Genomic DNA, 17,423 nt, shown 5'->3' on the forward strand with positions numbered 1-17,423 from the left:
GCTTCATGCAACGGGAACCGCAGCGAACGCCTCTGCACCTCAACCCGGCGCTCTCCGCGCTGGTGTACTGCGCCGTGCTGACAGCCGGTGTCGTGCTGATCGTGACCGGCCGGGCCGATCCCGTCGAGGCCTCCGGCTTCACCTCTCCCTTCCTCGTCGTCTTCGAAGGGGCCAAGGGCCGCCGATGAGGCCGTCAGCTCCCGGACCTGTGCATCTCCCGTCGAGACCGACCTGTGTGTCCCGGCGGGAGGGGCGGCCCCCTACACTCGTGGTCAATGTTTCGCAAAGCCGGGTACGGCGACGGGTAGCACCGTACACATACGGATTGGGTAGCCAGTGCTTCTGAAAACCTTCGGCTGGTCGTTCGTGATCACCGCGATCGGCTTGGCCCTGGCGGTCCTCTATGGGGGGTGGACCGCCTTCGGCATCGTGGCGATCCTCTCCATCCTCGAGATCTCGCTGTCCTTCGACAACGCGGTGGTCAACGCCGGAATCCTGAAGAAGATGAACGCCTTCTGGCAGAAGATCTTCCTCACGGTCGGCGTGCTGATCGCGGTCTTCGGCATGCGGCTGGTCTTCCCCGTCGTCATCGTCGCCGTCACCGCGAAGAAGAACCCCATGGACGCCGTCAACCTGGCGCTGACGGACAAGGACCAGTACCAGCAGCTCGTCACCGACGCCCACCCGGCGATCGCGGCGTTCGGCGGCATGTTCCTGCTGATGATCTTCCTCGACTTCATCTTCGAGGACCGGGACATCCAGTGGCTGCGCTGGATCGAGCGCCCGCTCGCCAAGCTCGGCAAGGTCGACATGCTGTCGGTCTGCATCTCGCTGATCGTTCTGCTGATCGCCTCCATGACCTTCGCGGCCCACGCCCACCAGCACGGCGGCGCGCACGTCGACAAGGCGCAGACGGTGCTCATCTCCGGCATCGCCGGCCTGGTCACGTACATGATCGTCGGCGGTCTGTCCGGCTTCTTCGAGGACCGCCTCGAGGAAGAGGAGGAGCGGGAGCACGAGGAGGAAGAGGAGGCCGCCCGCAGCGGCAAGCCGCGCTCGGCGGTGCTGCTGGCCGGCCAGGCCGCGTTCTTCATGTTCCTCTACCTGGAGGTCCTGGACGCGTCCTTCTCCTTCGACGGCGTGATCGGCGCGTTCGCCATCACCAACGACATCGTCCTGATGGCGCTCGGCCTGGGCATCGGCGCGATGTACGTGCGGTCGCTGACGGTCTACCTGGTCCGCCAGGGCACGCTCGACGACTACGTCTACCTGGAGCACGGCGCCCACTACGCGATCGGCGCGCTCGCCGTGATCCTCCTGGTCACCATCCAGTACGAGATCAACGAGGTCGTCACCGGCCTCGTCGGCGTCGTCCTGATCGCGGCGTCCTTCTGGTCCTCCGTGCGCCGCAACCGAGCGCTCGCCGCGGCCGAGGGAAAAGCGACGGCCTCGGACGAGAAGAATGAGGTCTCGTCCGGGGTGTGAGGGAGCCCCTTTTTCAGGGCTCGGTTCGCCTCCGGGGCGCCCCTTCGGCTCACTCGCCGTGAGTGGCTGTTTCCTTCGGCTCACTCGCCATGAGTGGCCGTTTCGTGCGTGCGAACCGGAGGAACGCTCTGTGCGGGGCGGTCGCGAGGATGCGTCCTCGGTGGCCGCCCCGCGGCTGTGGAACCGGTGGAACGTGCAGGGGCGGTAGGTACAGGGGGCGGGCATGGGTTTCTGGGACGGCGTGTGGCGCGGGCGGGCCACGGACTTCGACTCGGGCAGCGCGGCGACCAACGCGATCGAGCTGACCAAGCGGCACCACCGGGTCTCACTGACCAAGCAGGGCGCGGCGAGCGGCAATCTGCGCATCAACCTGTCGTGGCGCATGCGGACGTCCGACATCGGCGGCCCGGAGCGCGGCGGCCTGCTCCGCAACCCGCTGCGCTTCTTCACCCCCGAGGTGGTGCAGGCGCACACCCAGAGCATGGTCAACGTCGACCTCGACCTGGGGTGCATGTACGAGCTGAGCGACGGCACGAAGGGCGTGGTGCAGCCGCTGGGCAGCTTCTTCGGGGAGCTCAACGACCCGCCGTACATCAAACTCAGCGGCGACGACCGGTTCGGCTCCGGCTCCGGTGAGACGATCTTCGTCAACCTGGACCACCGGGACGACTTCAAGCGCCTGCTGATCTTCGTCTACATCTACGACCAGACGCCGGCGTTCGACCGTACACACGCCCACGTGACGCTGTACCCGAGCAGCGGCCCCCGCATCGAGATCGGCCTCGACGAACGCCACCCCCAGGCCCGCTCCTGCGCGGTCGTCCTGATCGAGAACGTCAAGGGCGAGATCATCGTCCGCCGAGAGGTGAGGTTCGTCTACGGCTTCCAGGCGGAACTGGACCGCCTGTACGGCTGGGGCCTGCAATGGGGCCGCGGCTACAAGACGAAGGCGTAAGCCGTCCCCGCCGGGGGGATCGCAGCCGCCGGGTCCCGTCCTACCCCTGGCGCCCGATGAACTGCGGCCCCTGCGGCGGCAGCCGGAAGTCGGGGTCCGGCACCGGCGCGACCGCCTGCGGATAGCCGTACGCCGGGGCCGGCGCCGTCTGCGGATACCCGTAGGCGGGCTGCGGATACCCATACGCAGGCGCCGGCGCAGGCACGGTCGCCGGCGCAGGCACGGTCGCGGCCACAGCGGCAGCCGCGGCCCCCGCCTCCGCCGGATACCCGTACCCCGCAGGCTCCCCGGCCCCCCGCTCCGGCGGCAACGGCAGCGACACCTCCGGCGCGGAAACCGGCACCTCCGGCGCGGCGGCCGACGCCGCCTCCTCCGACTCGTCCACCGAGATGCCGAAGTCGTTCGCGAGACCCTTCAGCCCGTTGGTGTACCCCTCGCCCAGCGCCCGGAACTTCCAGCTCTCCCCCCGCCGGTACAGCTCCCCGCAGATCAGCGCCGTCTCCGCGCCCGTCTCCGGCTTGACGTCGAAGTACGCCAGCGGCTCCCCGTCCGGGGCCCCCGCGTCGTACAGCAGGATCCGCAGCCCCCGCACCCGGTCGAAGGCGACGTCGTCCGCCGAGGCGACCAGCAGGATCCGCCCCACCCCGGGCTCGACGCCCGCCAGATCCGTCTGGATCGTGTCGGTGAGCCCGTCCGACTCCCGCTTCTTCCCCAGCAGCCGTACCTTCCCGGACGGATGCCGGGGCTGGTTGTAGAAGACGAAGTCCTCGTCCGACCGCACCCGGCCGTCGGGGCCCAGCAGCAGCGCCGAGGCGTCGACCTCGGGGACGCCCTGCCCCGGCGCCCAGCGCAGCACCGCCCGTACCGCCGTGGCTTCGAGCAGTACGTTCGACCCCTTCAGCATCGCGTGCGTCATGCCGTCATCCTGCCTTCTCGGTCCTGCTCACGACAACGCGGGGGCCGTCCCTCCGCATGCTGGCCGCGCTGCCGCCGACACAGCCGGGTTACCTGAACTTCATGCCCGGGGGGAACCCATGACATGGAGTTGTACGTACTATTACCGGCCACGCCTGTCCGGGCAGTCCTGCATCACGGGGGAGTCATATGCGTCATTTCGGGCACGTCGCCCCTGAGGAGCGCCAGCGCCTCTTCCACCGCGAGCCGGCCGTCTTCACCGCTGACTCGCCCGCGCCCGTTCTCGCGGCGGCCCTCGGCGCCACCCTCTACAGCCCGGCGACCCGCCCGCACCTGGCCGACGACGTGGTCAAGCAGGCCGGCCGCGGGGTCGTCTCGATGGTGCTGTGCCTGGAGGACTCCATCGACGACGCGGACGTCGTGCCCGCCGAGGAGAACCTGGTCCGGCAGTTCACCGACCTCGCCGGACGGCAGGACATCGAACTGCCCCTGCTCTTCGTCCGCGTCCGCTTCCCCGAGCAGATCCCGGACCTGGTCGCCCGGCTCGGCCCGGCCGTCCGGCTGCTGTCCGGATTCGTGCTGCCGAAGTTCACCGAGGAGCGCGGCGTGCCCTTCCTGGAGGCGCTCACCGCGGCCGAGACGGCGAGCGGGCGCCGCCTGTTCGCCATGCCCGTCCTGGAGTCGCCGGACCTGCTCTACCTGGAGTCGCGCCGCGAGACCCTGGAGGGGATCTTCCGCACGGTCGACAAGTGGCGCGACCGCGTGCTCGCGCTGCGCCTCGGCGTCACCGACTTCTGCTCCTCCTACGGCCTGCGCCGGGCCCCCGACATGACCGCCTACGACGTCCAGATCGTCGCCTCCGTGATCGCCGACGTCGTCAACGTCCTCGGCCGCGCCGACGGCACCGGGTTCACGGTGACCGGACCCGTCTGGGAGTACTTCCGGGTCCAGGAGCGCATGTTCAAGCCGCAGCTGCGCCGCAGCCCCTTCCTCGAGGGCCACGTCGAGGAACTGCGCGAGACGCTGATCGAACACGACCTGGACGGGCTGCTGCGCGAGATCTCCCTCGACCGCGCCAACGGCCTGCTCGGCAAGACCTGCATCCACCCCTCGCACGTGATGCCGGTGCACGCGCTGTCGGTCGTCAGCCACGAGGAGTACAGCGACGCCCAGGACATCCTGCGGCCCGAGCGACTCGGCGGCGGCGTCCTGCGCTCGGCGTACACCAACAAGATGAACGAGGTGAAGCCGCACCGCGCGTGGGCCGAGCGCACCCTGCGGCGCGCGGAGGTCTTCGGCGTGGCCCACGAGAACGTCGGCTTCGTGGACCTGCTGGCCGCCGGGCTGCCGCAGTGACACCGGTGAAGGAATCGATGGAGAACGTGGTGTGGTCGGGCACCTGGGTCGCCGAGCGGCTCGGGGTGGAACTCGTCGGCGACGGACGGCTCAAGGACCTGCTGGGGCTCGCGCTGCGCCGCAACCCCAAGCGGGCGCACCTGCTCGTCTCCCATGTACTGGGCAAGCACGTCCCGCAGTCACCGTCCGTCGTCCACGACCACGGGCTGGCGCTCGGCCGCCGGGTGCGGGACCTGCTGGGCGAGGCCGAGGCGGGCCGCGCGGTCGTCCTCGGATACGCCGAGACGGCGACCGGACTCGGCCACTCGGTCGCGGACGGCCTCGGTGCCGTGCCCTGTCTGCACTCCACGCGCCGCCCCGTCGAGGGCGTCGCCCGCGCCGGCGGTTTCGAGGAGTCCCACTCCCACGCCACCTCGCACCTGCTGCTCCCGGAGGACCCGGCGCTGCTGGCGGGGGACGGCCCGCTCGTGCTGGTCGACGACGAGTTCTCCACCGGCAACACCGTCATGAACACGATCCGCGACCTGCACGAGCGCCATCCCCGGGAGCGGTACGTCGTCGTCGCCCTGGTCGACCTGCGCTCGGCCGCCGATCTCGGCCGGCTCGAGGACTTCGCCCGGGAGATCGGCGCCCGTGTGGACCTGGTGGCCACGGCCTCCGGCACGGTGAAGCTGCCCAAGGACGTGCTGGAGAAGGGGCAGGAGCTCGTCGCCCGGCACGAGACGCCCGTACGCCCGGAGGAGGCCTACGGGACGATCACCCGCGTCGACCTCGGCTGGCCGGTCGGGCTGCCCGACGGAGGACGGCACGGTTTCACCCCCGAGCACCGCTCCCGCCTGGAGCGCGCACTGCCCGCGATGGCGGCGCGGCTCGCCCGGGCGCTGCCCGAGGGGGCCCGTCGCGTGCTCGTCCTCGGCTTCGAGGAGCTGATGTACGCGCCGCTCAGGCTCGCCCGCGAGCTGGAGGAGACGGTGGCCGCCGAGGTCCGCTACTCCACCACCACCCGCTCGCCCGTCCTCGCGGTCGACGACCCCGGCTACGCGATACGCACCCGCATCGTGTTCCCCGCGCACGACGACCCGGCCGACGGCCCCGGCGAGCGCTACGCCTACAACGTCGCGGGCGCCGGCTTCGACGCCGTCGTCACGGTCGTGGACTCCGTGGCCGACACGCCGGAACTGCACGCCCCCGGCGGCCTGCTCGACCGGCTCGCCGCGCACACCCCGCACGTCCTGCTCGCGGTCGTCCCCGCCTACGTCCCCGCGCCCTCCCCGCACGCCGCCGCCCCGTCAGAAAGATCCGCCATGCTGCCCGAGCCCCTCCGCGGCCCCGCCTTCTCCTCGTACGCGCCCGACGAGGTCGGCTGGCTGCTCCAGGACCTGTCGGACGTCACCCTGGAGGCGCCGACCGAGGAGCGGGAGGAGGCCATCCAGAGCGGCGGCGCGCACTACGCGGAGTCGCTGCCGGTGGAGTACCAGCCGAGCGAGCAGTACCAGGAGCTGTTCCACGCGGCCCTGGAGTCCTCGGCCGCCCGCCTCGCCCAGGCCGTCGGCGTGGTCACCGAGACGGTCCTCGCCGAGCGGTCGCCACGGCCCGTCCTGGTCTCCCTGGCCCGGGCCGGCACTCCCGTCGGGGTCCTCATGCGCCGCTGGGCCCGGCACCGGCACGGCCTCGACGTCCCGCACTACGCGGTGTCCATCGTGCGCGGCCGCGGCATCGACGCCAACGCGCTGCGCTACCTCGCCGACCGCCACGACCCGAGCGACGTCGTCTTCGTCGACGGCTGGACCGGGAAGGGCGCCATCGCGCGGGAACTGGCCCAGGCGATCGGGGAGTTCGAGGCGTCCGAGGGCATCACCGGCTTCGACCCGGAGATCGCGGTGCTCGCCGACCCGGGCTCGTGCGTACGGACGTACGGCACCCGGGAGGACTTCCTCATCCCGTCCGCCTGTCTCAACTCGACGGTCTCCGGCCTGATCTCGCGCACGGTGCTGCGCGCCGACCTGGTCGGCCCGCACGACTACCACGGCGCGAAGTTCTACCGCGAGCTGGCGGGGGCCGATGTGTCGGTGGCCTTCCTCGATGCCGTCTCGGCCCGCTTCACCGAGGTGGAGGAGGCGGTCGAGCTGCAGGCCAAGGAGCTGTCGGCCGGTGACCGCACGCCGACCTGGGAGGGCTGGGCGGCCGTGGAGCGCATCAGCGAGGAGTACGGCATCCACGACGTGAACCTGGTCAAGCCGGGCGTCGGGGAGACCACGCGCGTGCTGCTGCGCCGGGTGCCGTGGAAGATCCTGGCCCGCGCCGGGGCGGGCGCCGACCTCGACCATGTGCGCCTGCTCGCCGCCCAGCGGGGCGTGCCGGTGGAGGAGGTCGACGGGCTGCCGTACACCTGCGTGGGGCTGATCCACCCCCGGTACACGCGGGGCGCGACGGGCGCCGACGGCAAGGCGGTGGCCGGATGAGCCCCGTCCTGGTCGCCAGCGACCTCGACCGCACCCTGATCTACTCCTCCGCGGCGCTCGCGCTGACCATGCCGGACGCGCGGGCGCCCCGGCTGCTGTGCGTGGAGGTCCACGAGAGCAGGCCGCTGTCGTACATGACCGAGACCGCGGCCGGGCTGCTCACCGAGCTGGGCGACCGAGCGGTGTTCGTGCCGACCACCACCCGCACCCGCAAGCAGTACCAGCGCATCAACCTGCCGGGCCCCACCCCGGCGTACGCGATCTGCGCCAACGGCGGCCACCTTCTCGTCGACGGCGTCACGGACCTCGACTGGCACGCCGCGGTGCTGGCGAAACTGGCGGACGAGTGCGCGCCGCTGGCCGAGGTACGGGACCATCTGACGGTCACCGCCGACCCGGCCTGGGTGCGCAAGCACCGGGTCGCCGAGGACCTGTTCGCCTACCTCGTCGTGGAGCGGGAGCTGCTGCCCGAGGAGTGGGTGAAGGAACTGGCCGTCTGGGCGGAGAACCGCGGCTGGACGGTGTCCGTGCAGGGCCGCAAGATCTACGCCGTCCCCAAGCCGCTCACCAAGAGCGCGGCCGTGCGCGAGGTCGCCCGCCGCACCGGCGCCACGCTGACACTGGCCGCCGGGGACTCGCTGCTCGACGCCGACCTGCTGCTCGCCGCGGACCGCGGCTGGCGCCCGGGCCACGGGGAACTGGCCGACACCGGCTGGACGGCCCCCGCGATCGGCGCGCTGCCGGAGCGGGGGGTGGTGGCCGGGGAGCGGATCCTGCGGGAGTTCCTGAAGGCGGCGCGTGGGTCGACGTCCGCGGTGCAACCGAAGTAGTCGGGCGGACACCCGTGGTTCGACGCCCGTAGGCCTGCGGCTGCCGATCAGCCGCAGCAGCCTCCGCCGCAGCACCCGCCACCGCCGCCCGCGCGGGGTGCCGGGGCCGGAGCGGACGACGTCGTACCGCCCGTGGACACAGCCACCGTCGACAGCAGTTTGACCGTGTCGTCGTGGCCCGCGGGGCAGTGTGCCGGAGCCGAGGACTCGGCCATCGGACGGCTGAGTTCGAACGTGTCGCCGCAGCTCCGGCAGCGGTACTCGTAGCGAGGCATGTGCTCAGGCTATCGGACCGCGGTCGCGCAGGGGATCCGGACGACCTGACGACACGACGATCGGATCGCCGTTCACTTCGCCTGTGCCCATGTGGACTACGGCGATCGCTCCAGCGTCGGGTCGCCCGTTCCCGCTCCGCCGCGGTGAACGCCGGGGTTCCGAAGTCCGTTCGCCCGCGGCGGCGGTACGGTGTCCGGCAACAGCTCGTCTGTTCGGGATCGTTGAACGAGTAGTGGGGGTTCCATGCAACACCGTCGACCGCGTCCCCGTCGCAAACTGATCGCAAGAGCGGTCGGTACGGCGGGTGCGCTGGCCGTCGCCCTGGGCGCGGGGATATCGCCGGCGACAGCCGCGGAGAAGACGTCAGACAAGCCCACGGCCACCGGGTTCTCGCCGGACCAGGACGTGCCCTGGGCGCCGCAGAACGACGAGGCGCCCCTGCAGCACAAGGCCGCCCATCCGGCCCTCGAGCTCAGCCGGGCGCGCACGACCCCGGTCCAGCTCACTCTTCCCGCGCCGACCGGGCGCTACGGCGTCGGCATGGTCGGCCTGCACCTCGTCGACAAGTCCCGCACGGACCCGTACGTGCCCGGCAAGAAGCCGCGCGAGCTGATGGTGTCGCTCTTCTACCCGGCCTCCTCCACGTCCGGGCACTACCAGGCGCCGTGGCAGCCGTCGATCTCGGGTGCCCACTTCCTCGCCTCGCGCGGCCTGTCGCCGCAGCAGGTGACCCTGCCGAAGACCGCGGGCCACGTCCTCGCTCCGGTCGCCACCAAGCTCGGCAAGCTGCCCGTGCTGCTGTACTCGACCGGGCTGCACTCGGACCGCTCGATGGGCACCGCGCTCGTCCAGGATCTCGCCAGCCGCGGCTACCTCGTCGTCACCGTCGACCACACCCACGACGCCAACGAGGTGCAGTTCCCCGGCAACCGGCTCGAGGTCAACACCATGCCGTCCGGCTCGCACTCCAGCGACACGCTCAACGTGCGCGCGGCCGACATCCGCTTCGTCATCAACCAGCTCGGCACGATCGCCAAGGGCGGCAACCCGGACGCCGGCAAGGCCACGCTCCCCGCCGGTCTGTCGAAGGCCGTGGACATGTCCCGCATCGGGATGTTCGGCTGGTCGCTGGGCGGCGCGGCGGTCGACACGGCCATGCAGCTCGACTCCCGCATCGCCGCAGGTGCCAACCTGGACGGCCAGTTCTTCGGCTCGGCGCCGAGCAAGGACCTGAACCGCCCCTTCATGCTGTTCAGCTCCGGCACCCACAACCGGAACAACGACGGGTCATGGCGCACGCTGTGGTCGCATCTGAAGGGGTACCGGGTCGACATCCAGCTCCACGGCTCGGCGCACCTGTCGTTCAGCGACAACGAGGCGATGGTGCCGCAGGAGGCGGGCCTGCTCGGCCTCTCGCGGGCCCAGCTCCAGCAGCAGTTCGGCACGATCGACCCGAACCGCGCGATCGAGATCCAGCGCGTCTACCTCGCCGCCTTCTTCGACCAGACGCTGCGCAAGCAGCACAGCACGCTGCTCGACGGGGCCAACAAGAGCTACCCGGAGATCTCCTTCGTCCGCTGACCGGACATCCGAAGGGCGGGCCGTGCATGCGGGCCCGCCCTTCTCTCGCCCTTCCCCCGCCGTGTGGTCCCTCTCACAGGCGTGGCACGGGAATGAAAGTGTGATTGTCGTGTGATTCTTTGCGGCTAAAGTATGTGTGCTTGGTCGAACAGTCGAACATTCGGGCGCTCGGCGCCGGTTGAGAGAGGATCTGCTGCCCTGCCCACAGCTTCCCGGGCGCCGCGCCGACATCGCTCCCGCCGCCGCGCCGATATGCCTCTGCTGGGCGGAGTTCGCCCGCCCATCGCCTCTCTCATCGTGCTGCTGCTGGGGGTCGCCGGCCTGACCGTGGTCGGCCTCGGCGGTATCCATTCCGAGCGGGTGCCGCAAGCCGTGCTGGACGGGGAGCAGCGGGTCGCCGCGGACACCGCGCTCTCGGCGCGCATCGCGATCGACGCCGAGGCGACCGCGGTACGCCGTAGCGCAGAGGCGTACACGGCAGCGAGCGCGCCGGCCCCCGCGACCGTGCTCAAGACGCTGACCTCCGCCAGGAAGCCGGTCCTCGGCAGTGCGCTCCTCGACGCGCACACCGGCCGTCTGCTGGCGACCGGCGGTGAACCGGTGTCCCTGGCCGGGGTGCACGTCGCCGCGGTCGCGTCCGGGCACGGCGCGATCCCGCCGCGGCTGGTGACCTCGGGCGGCAAGCGGCGGCTGCTGTACTTCGCCAGGGTCACGGTGCCCGCGCAGAGCGTGGACCCCAACCAGGACCAGGCTCCGAACCAGACCGAGCGGCAGTGGCTGCTGGTGGTCTCCGAGGCGCTCCCCGCCCTCACCGTGTCCGGCGACGGGCGCACCGCCGAAGTGCTCGACGCGAGCGGCAACGTGCTCCTCACCGCCGCCCGCGGCGCGGCGCCGCTGGACGCGGCCGACAGCGGTCTGCCCGCGGCGGCGGTCCGCGCGGCGAACGGGCCGGGGCGTGACACCGAGGACCCCTCGGGAAGTCTGCTGGGCGCCACGACCGGCGGCCGGTCCACGGTGGCCGGCTGGGCCGAGGTCGCCTCGACCGCCGGTCCGGGCCACGCCGACGACCTCGGCCTGGTGGTGCTCACCCACCGGGCGGTGCCCGCGACGACCGCCTCCGCCGACTACTCGCGCTTCGCGCTGGAGGCCGCGGGCGCCCTGGCCGCGATCGCGCTGCTGCTCGGGCTGGTGCTGCGGTTCTCCGTGGAGCGGCCGCTGCTGCGGCTGTACCTGTCCGCCGGTCGCCTGGCCCGGGGCGCGACCGGGAGCGGGCCGGCCGCGCTGGAGGAGCTCGCCCGGCCGGTTCCGGTGCTGGGCTTCGGTGAGCCGGCCCGGATCGGGCGGGCCTTGGAGTCGCTGCGCCGGCAACTGCTCGGTGAGACCGGTCCGGAGGAATCCCCGGCGCGGCGCGGACCGGGCTGCAGGGCCCTGGCCGTGGTCGCGGCGGTGCTGGTGGCCGGATGGGCGGTGCCGATGATCTTCCTGCTGAACCGGGTGGACACCACGACCACGGTGCCGGCCCCGGTCGTCGCCAACCAGCAGGCGCGCACCGAGATAGCGGCGACCCGGATCCGGCAGTCGCTCGAGCAGTCGTACACCGACCTGAGCGGCGTGGCCGCGAGCCTGCCGGGCAGGAGCCGGGCTGCCCAGAAGGAGGTCCTGCGGCGCACGCTCGCCGACCACAAGCCGTACCGCTCGCTGTATCTGCTGGGCTCCTCCGGCGACATCACCCTGCGGGTGGGCGACACCCCCCTGCGCACCATCGTGCACGTGCCGGACGGCAGCGGGATCACCACCGTCAACACCTCCGGCCGGATCCCGTCGATCGCCGCCTACGCCCGGATCCCGGCCGTCAAGGGCAAGGCCCCGGCGGCCGGCGTGGTCCTCTTCGGCGAGATCGACGTGAAGGCCCTCAACTCCACCCTGCCCAGGCCGAACCTGGGCAGCGTCTGGGTGACGGACGGCGACTACAAGGTGCTGGCGGCCAGCGTCGGCTACCGCGCCTTCCAGGAGCTGCCCGAATCCGGCCTGACCCGCCTCGCCCGCGCCACCCGGGGCGCCCCCGGCACCCCCGGCACCGCCACCTCGGCGGTACTCTCCTCGTCCTCCGGCCCGTCGGTCGACGCCGCCGCGCCGCTGGCGCAGAGCGGCCCGACGGCAGGCCTCGGCTGGCACGTGGTGACCGCGGAGCCCGCGGCGGCGCTCCAACTCCCGGCGACGCAGGCCCAGCAGCGCACCATCCTCGCCGGGATCCTCGCTCTCGCGGTGGGTGTGGCCTGCCTGGGCTGGCTGCACGTTGTGGTGATCCGGCCGCTGCGCACGGTCGCCGTGCTCGTCGAGCGGCTCGTCGGCGGGGACCGCCGTACCGTGCTGTACCCGGTCAACCACGACGAGGTCGGCTCGATCACCCGAAGCCTGGAGCTCATCCGTCAGGCCCTGGCGGCACGCGGCCGGGCGGGCGCACCCGGCCACGCGACCATCCCCGCCCAGTCGCGGCGTGAGAACGTACCCCAGCGGTAGAAGGACGGAATCGGCGTGCTTTTCCTCTATTGCGTACTTCTGCTGTGCTGCGCGGCGCTGCTGGTCGCCGGAATCCTGGAGCAGAAGCGGCACTTCGCCTCGCTGGCTCAGATACCGACGCGGGTGCTGGTCAACGGCATCCGCGGCAAGAGCTCGATCACCCGGCTGTGCGCGGGCGCACTGCGCGGCGGCGGTCTGGTCACCGTCGCCAAGACCACCGGCACCGCGGCCCGGTTCATCCACCCGGACGCCACCGAGGAGCCGGTGTACCGCAAGTTCGGCATCTCCAACATCGTCGAGCAGATCGGCATCGTGCGGCGGGCGGCGACCTACCGGCCGGACGCGCTGGTGATCGAGTGCATGGCCGTGATGCCCGCGCTGCAGGAGATCAACCAGGAGAAGCTGATCCGCTCCACCATCGGCGTGCTGTGCAACGTCCGTGAGGACCATCTGGAGGAGATGGGGCCGACGCTGGACGATGTGGCCCGCTCGCTGTCCCGGTCGATGCCGGTGGGCGGGGTGTGCGTGACGGCGGAGAAGGACCGGTTGCACATCCTCCAGGAGGAGGCCGACAAGCGGAACTGCCGTCTGATAGCGGTCGATCCGGAGTCGGTGACCGACGCCGAGCTGCGCGGCTTCAGCTGGTTCACCTTCAAGGAGAACGTGGCGATCGCGCTCGCCGTCGCCGAACTGCTCGGTGTGGACCGGCAGACCGCGCTGCAGGGCATGTGGGACGCGCCGCCCGACCCGGGCGTGCTGTCGGTGGAGCGCTACATCACGCCCGACGGCAAGCGGGTGCGGTTCGCCAACGTCTTCGCCGCCAACGACCCCGAGTCGACGCTCATGAACGTCAAGCAGCTCGAGGATCTCGGCGCGATCAGGCGGCCGCTCAACGTGGTCATCAACTGCCGCCCCGACCGCGTCGAGCGCAACGGCCAGATGGGCGAGATCATCCCCGACCTCGACCCCGAAGTGGTCTTCCTGATCGGCCACCCGACCAAGAGCGCCCGTGACGCCATCCCGGCCGGCTTCACCGGACGGGTGGTGGATCTCGGCGGCGACCGCCGGGACCCCGAGGAGCTGACCGCGGGAATCCTCGCCGAACTCGGCCCGGCCTCCTCGCTGGTGGCGATCGGCAACATCCACGGCCAGGGCGAGCTGTTCCTGGAATGCCTCGCCGAGCTGCCGCTGGACGAGTCCGAGGAGCCGCTCGCCGCCGTGCCCGGCGGCGACGTCCTGGACCAGGAGACCATGCAGATCGCGCTGCCGCGGCACGTCGCGGTCGCCCGGCCGCCCCAGCAGGAGCCGTACAGCTGGGTGGCGCCGCTGGAGACACCGGCGTACGGCTTCCACATACCGGGACAGCGCGAACTCGCCCGCCGGTTCGCCGCCCGCCACGGCCGGCCCGAGGGCGAGAGCGCCGAAGCCGACCTGCACCACTCCTACGATCCGTACCAGTCGACGAGGAACCCGTAAGTGATCCCCGCCAACCTCACCGCACAGACCGCCGCGCTCGGGATCGCCCTCGGGTTGGTCTTCTCGCTCGTCTGCTATCTGACCACCAACCTCTCGCCGGGCGGAATGATCACACCGGGCTGGGTCGCCCTCACGCTCGTCACCGACGTGCAACTGGCCGGGCTGATGGTCGGCGTCGCGGTGCTGACGTACTTCGCGACCAAGCTGCTGCAGCGCAACGTGATCCTCTACGGCAAGAGGCTGTTCGCCGCCGTGGTGCTGTGCGCCGTGCTGATGCAGACCACCGTGATGCTCGCCCTCAACCACGAGTTCCCGCTGCTGTACACCTCACAGACGCTTGGCTTCATCGTCCCCGGCCTGATCTCCTACCAGCTCGTCCGGCAGCCGCCGGCGGCCACGCTCATCTCGACCACGGCGGTGACGCTGGCCACGTACGTGGTGCTGGTCGCCGGGCTCCTGCTCGGCGCCCTGCCCACCGGCTGATCCGCCATCACCCGCTTCATCCCTCGTCAACCAGGAGGACCGGTCATGCATCCGGAACCCGGCAGCAGGCGCAGTCACCGCACTCGCCGCACCGTGCTCGGGACGATCGCGGGGGTGGTGGCCGCCGGAGCGGCCGGTGGGTACGCCTGGGACCGCCTCGGCCACGACGGCGGTGACGGCGACGACCGCGGAGGTGCGGGCGCCGGCCCCAGCGCCCGGCCCACCGGGGGCCACACCTTCGAGCGGCTGTCGTCCCCCGACCGCACCGTGGTCCGCGCCGCCGACGGCGCCACGGTCGCCACCTTCACCGACGGCGCCCGTACCGCCGTGCTCACCGGCCCCACCCGCAGCTTCAGCGAGCCGCGGACCACCACCGCCACGGTGACCACGGACGCCTGGGTGCGGGTGCTGCCGCACGAGTGGAAGCAGGGCATGGAGAAGTCGGCCTGGTTCAAGGGCTGGTTCCCCAAGGCGCTGGGCGACACCAGCCCGGACGTCTTCGCGGTCGCGTTCCAGTACAGCAGCGCCGGGGCGCCCGACAAGCACAACGCAGCCGGCGTGCGCTATGCGGGCACCGCGCATTTCGGTCCGCGCAATCCCGACGTCAGCAACCCCTTGGACTTCGCCTTCTACGACGAGAAGTCCGACTTCTACGATTACCTGGGTATTCCGTGGACCTTCCCGGACGGCACGCGCGTGCAGCCGGAGAAGGCCCGCTACGGCGACGTCGACTGCTCCGGCTTCCAGCGTCTGGTGTGGGGCTACCGCATGGGCATCCCCATGCACCACACCAACACCGAGGGCGTCGGCCTGCCCCGCCGCGCCTTCGCCATCGCCGCCTACGGTCCCGGCCGCGTGGTGATCCCCAACACCGGCCGGCAGCCCACCGACCTCAGCGTCCTGCAACCCGGCGACCTGGTCTTCTTCGCCATCATCAAGGAACGGCCCAACTTCATCGACCACGTCGGCATGTACATGGGCCTCGACGACCGGGGCCGCCACCGCTTCTACTCCAGCCGCTCCGCCGCCAACGGCCCCACCATGGGCGACCTGTCGGGCCACGCGCTGCTGGACGGCACCGACTTCTACGCCCGCGGCTTCAGGACCGCCCGCCGCCTGTGACCCCGCCGCCTCACCCGACCCGCTGATCCGAGGACCACCGCCATGGCCACCATCCCCGCCGCCCAGCCCACCGGTGCGAGCCGCCGCCGCCAGCCGGCGAACCGCCGCTCCGGCCGGCCGGAAACCGTCGCGCGCTGGGAGCGCCCGGCACTCGCCGCGGTACTCGTCGCCGCCACGGTGCTGTACGCCTGGGGCATCGCACACGCCGCGATCCACCCCTACTACAGCGCGGCGGTACGGTCGATGGCCACGAGCTGGCGCGCCTTCCTCTTCGGCGGACTCGACCCCAGCGGTTCGATCAGCATCGACAAGCTCCCCGGCGCCTTCTGGCCCGAGGCCGTCTCCGTCCGGATATTCGGCCCGCACACGTGGGCGGCCGCGCTGCCGCAGGTCGTCGAGGGCGTGCTCACCGTCTGGCTGCTCCACCGCATCGTACGGGCCTGGGCCGGGCCGTTCGCCGCGCTGACCGCCGCGCTCACGCTCACCCTCACCCCGGTCACCGTGGCCCTCACCCGGGCCACCATCCCGGACACCACGCTCACCCTGCTCCTGGTGGCGGCCGCCGGAGCGCTGCAGAAGGCCATGCGCACCGAACGGATGCTGCCGCTGATCACCTGCGGGGTCTGGGTCGGGCTCGCCTTCCAGGCGAAGATGCTCCAGGCCTGGCTGGTACTGCCCGTCTTCGCGGCGGTCCACCAAGTCGCCGCGCCCGGCACACCGTTGAAGCGGGCTCTGCGCGCCCTGCTGGGCTGTGCGGTCGCGCTGGCCGTCTCCTGCTCCTGGGTGCTGTTCGCCTGGGCGACACCCGCCGCGAGCCACCCCTACCTCGACGGCACCTCCAACAACAACCCGTTCAGCCTGGTCTTCGGATACAACGGGCTCAGCCGCTTCAGCAGCGACGCCAGCGCATTCGGAGCCGTCGCGGGAACCGCCGCCAGCCGCACCACCGGCAACACCGGCTGGGGGATGCTGATCAACCACACGGTCGGCCCGCAGATCGCCTGGTTCCTGCCGCTCGCCGCGGCCGCCGCGGTACTGGGCGTCGTCTGGCGCGCCGGGCAGCCGCGAACAGACCTCACGCGCGCCGGATTCCTGCTCTGGGGCGGTTGGCTGGCCGTGCACGCCATGGTGTTCAGCGCCTCCAACGGCAACCACCCCTACTACACCGCCGTCATCGCCCCCGCGCTCGCCGCGCTGGTCGGCGGCGGGCTCGCGCTCTTCCGGACCGAGTACGAGGCGGGCGGCCGCCGGGCTGCGGCGCTGCCGTGGGCGATCGTGGCCACGGTGGCCTGGGCGCTCGTGCTCGACTGGCCGACCCGGTTCGTCTCCTGGCTGCTGCCGATCGCCGTCATGCTCGCGGTGTGCGGCGCGCTGGGCCTGTGGACCCGGGGGCCGCGCACCTCGCCCCGGTCGGTCCACACCGCCCTCGCCGCCGGGATCACGGCCATGCTGGTCGTACCGGCCGGCTGGGCCGCCTCCAGCCTCAACCCGCTGTACGCGGGTGCCTCCACCTCGCCCTCGGCCGGTCCGGTCGGCAACGCCTACCAGGAGGCCGTCCACAACCGCGCCGCTCTGCGAAGGATCGGGCTCGGCCGGCCCAGCGCCCGCGACACCGCCGTGCTCGACTACCTCACCGCGCACCGCCACGGCGAAAAGTACCTGGTCGCCACCCAGGCCGCCTACACCGCCGAGCCCCTGCTGCGGGCCGAGTCGCAGCCCATGCTCGTCATGGGCGGCTTCACCGGCCTCACCCCGTTCCCCTCCGCCCAGCAGCTCGGCACCCTTGTCAGCACCCACCAGCTCCGCTACGCGATGCTCACCACCCAGCGCCCCACCACCCCCGCCACCACCTGGGTGAAGTCCCACTGCACACGTGTCCCCCCCACCGCCTACGGCCGCCGCGCCCACGGCAGCATCACGCTCTACGACTGCAGCCCCAAGAAGTGAGCGGTGCCCGCCGAA

Annotated in this window: 14 protein-coding genes; 12 read left to right on the forward strand and 2 right to left on the reverse strand. The window is 71.7% G+C overall.

Annotation, left to right across the window (positions count from 1 at the left end; genetic code table 11):
- Positions 1–5 precede the first annotated feature (5 nt).
- The 3 genes from ACZ4SW_RS35060 (at position 6) to ACZ4SW_RS35070 (ending at position 2,440) form a co-directional block, all read left to right on the forward strand.
- Positions 6–188, forward strand: coding sequence for a hypothetical protein (locus tag ACZ4SW_RS35060; protein ID WP_468253132.1), 183 nt, complete (start codon positions 6–8; stop codon positions 186–188).
- 148 nt (positions 189–336) lie between these two features.
- The gene (locus tag ACZ4SW_RS35065; protein ID WP_468253133.1) at positions 337–1,485 is read left to right on the forward strand and encodes a DUF475 domain-containing protein; all 1,149 of its coding nucleotides are present in this window, start codon (positions 337–339) and stop codon (positions 1,483–1,485) included.
- Between the two features lie 223 nt (positions 1,486–1,708).
- A complete protein-coding gene (locus ACZ4SW_RS35070; protein ID WP_468253134.1) occupies positions 1,709–2,440 on the forward strand; it encodes a TerD family protein in 732 nt (243 codons plus the stop codon).
- Between the two features lie 40 nt (positions 2,441–2,480).
- Here ACZ4SW_RS35070 and ACZ4SW_RS35075 read toward each other — a convergent pair whose 3' ends face one another.
- Positions 2,481–3,356 carry a TerD family protein gene (locus ACZ4SW_RS35075; protein WP_468253135.1) on the reverse strand — a complete coding sequence of 292 codons (876 nt, stop codon included), beginning with the start codon at positions 3,354–3,356 and terminating at the stop codon, positions 2,481–2,483.
- A 188-nt stretch (positions 3,357–3,544) separates the two neighbouring features.
- Here ACZ4SW_RS35075 and ACZ4SW_RS35080 point away from each other — a divergent pair, with 188 nt between their 5' ends.
- From ACZ4SW_RS35080 to ACZ4SW_RS35090, 3 genes are read left to right on the forward strand one after another with little or no spacing between them, the layout of a single operon-like run.
- Positions 3,545–4,711 (forward strand): HpcH/HpaI aldolase/citrate lyase family protein, encoded by a 1,167-nt coding sequence (locus ACZ4SW_RS35080; protein ID WP_468253136.1) that lies wholly within the window; start codon positions 3,545–3,547, stop codon positions 4,709–4,711.
- 17 nt (positions 4,712–4,728) lie between these two features.
- A complete protein-coding gene (locus ACZ4SW_RS35085; protein ID WP_468253137.1) occupies positions 4,729–7,173 on the forward strand; it encodes a phosphoribosyltransferase in 2,445 nt (814 codons plus the stop codon).
- Positions 7,170–8,003: an HAD family hydrolase gene (locus ACZ4SW_RS35090; RefSeq protein WP_468253138.1), complete on the forward strand. Its 834-nt coding sequence runs from the start codon at positions 7,170–7,172 to the stop codon at positions 8,001–8,003. Before ACZ4SW_RS35085 ends, ACZ4SW_RS35090 begins: the two co-directional genes overlap by 4 nt.
- Positions 8,004–8,050: 47 nt before the next feature.
- Here the strand turns inward: ACZ4SW_RS35090 and ACZ4SW_RS35095 are convergent, their stop codons facing one another.
- Complete coding sequence (locus ACZ4SW_RS35095) at positions 8,051–8,278, reverse strand: FmdB family zinc ribbon protein (RefSeq protein ID WP_468253139.1); 228 nt, start codon at positions 8,276–8,278, stop codon at positions 8,051–8,053.
- Positions 8,279–8,522: 244 nt separating this feature from the next.
- On the opposite strand from ACZ4SW_RS35095, the gene ACZ4SW_RS35100 reads away from it, so the two are divergent.
- From ACZ4SW_RS35100 to ACZ4SW_RS35125, 6 genes are all read left to right on the forward strand, one after another.
- The gene (locus ACZ4SW_RS35100) at positions 8,523–9,860 is read left to right on the forward strand and encodes an alpha/beta hydrolase family protein (protein ID WP_468253140.1); all 1,338 of its coding nucleotides are present in this window, start codon (positions 8,523–8,525) and stop codon (positions 9,858–9,860) included.
- Between the two features lie 297 nt (positions 9,861–10,157).
- Positions 10,158–12,380 (forward strand): HAMP domain-containing protein, encoded by a 2,223-nt coding sequence (locus ACZ4SW_RS35105; protein WP_468253141.1) that lies wholly within the window; start codon positions 10,158–10,160, stop codon positions 12,378–12,380.
- A gap of 15 nt (positions 12,381–12,395) precedes the next feature.
- Entirely contained in the window at positions 12,396–13,856 is a 1,461-nt protein-coding gene (gene pgsB / locus ACZ4SW_RS35110; RefSeq protein WP_468253142.1) for a poly-gamma-glutamate synthase PgsB, read from the forward strand.
- The gene (locus ACZ4SW_RS35115) at positions 13,857–14,339 is read left to right on the forward strand and encodes a poly-gamma-glutamate biosynthesis protein PgsC/CapC (protein WP_468253143.1); all 483 of its coding nucleotides are present in this window, start codon (positions 13,857–13,859) and stop codon (positions 14,337–14,339) included.
- A 45-nt stretch (positions 14,340–14,384) separates the two neighbouring features.
- Complete coding sequence (locus ACZ4SW_RS35120) at positions 14,385–15,461, forward strand: NlpC/P60 family protein (protein WP_468253144.1); 1,077 nt, start codon at positions 14,385–14,387, stop codon at positions 15,459–15,461.
- A 42-nt stretch (positions 15,462–15,503) separates the two neighbouring features.
- Positions 15,504–17,408 carry a glycosyltransferase family 39 protein gene (locus tag ACZ4SW_RS35125; protein ID WP_468253145.1) on the forward strand — a complete coding sequence of 635 codons (1,905 nt, stop codon included), beginning with the start codon at positions 15,504–15,506 and terminating at the stop codon, positions 17,406–17,408.
- The last annotated feature ends 15 nt before the right edge of the window (positions 17,409–17,423 follow it).

The organism is Streptomyces sp. NPDC028331, from assembly GCF_055565775.1.

What these genes read in the sequence shown, in the direction of transcription:
- ACZ4SW_RS35060 (WP_468253132.1), top strand. Translation starts at nt 6, where the DNA reads ATGCAACGGGAACCGCAGCGAACGCCTCTGCACCTCAACCCGGCGCTC.
- ACZ4SW_RS35070 (WP_468253134.1), top strand. Translation starts at nt 1,709, where the DNA reads ATGGGTTTCTGGGACGGCGTGTGGCGCGGGCGGGCCACGGACTTCGAC.
- ACZ4SW_RS35075 (WP_468253135.1), bottom strand. Translation starts at nt 3,356, where the DNA reads ATGACGCACGCGATGCTGAAGGGGTCGAACGTACTGCTCGAAGCCACG.
- ACZ4SW_RS35080 (WP_468253136.1), top strand. Translation starts at nt 3,545, where the DNA reads ATGCGTCATTTCGGGCACGTCGCCCCTGAGGAGCGCCAGCGCCTCTTC.
- ACZ4SW_RS35085 (WP_468253137.1), top strand. Translation starts at nt 4,729, where the DNA reads ATGGAGAACGTGGTGTGGTCGGGCACCTGGGTCGCCGAGCGGCTCGGG.
- ACZ4SW_RS35090 (WP_468253138.1), top strand. Translation starts at nt 7,170, where the DNA reads ATGAGCCCCGTCCTGGTCGCCAGCGACCTCGACCGCACCCTGATCTAC.
- ACZ4SW_RS35095 (WP_468253139.1), bottom strand. Translation starts at nt 8,278, where the DNA reads ATGCCTCGCTACGAGTACCGCTGCCGGAGCTGCGGCGACACGTTCGAA.
- ACZ4SW_RS35100 (WP_468253140.1), top strand. Translation starts at nt 8,523, where the DNA reads ATGCAACACCGTCGACCGCGTCCCCGTCGCAAACTGATCGCAAGAGCG.
- ACZ4SW_RS35120 (WP_468253144.1), top strand. Translation starts at nt 14,385, where the DNA reads ATGCATCCGGAACCCGGCAGCAGGCGCAGTCACCGCACTCGCCGCACC.
- ACZ4SW_RS35125 (WP_468253145.1), top strand. Translation starts at nt 15,504, where the DNA reads ATGGCCACCATCCCCGCCGCCCAGCCCACCGGTGCGAGCCGCCGCCGC.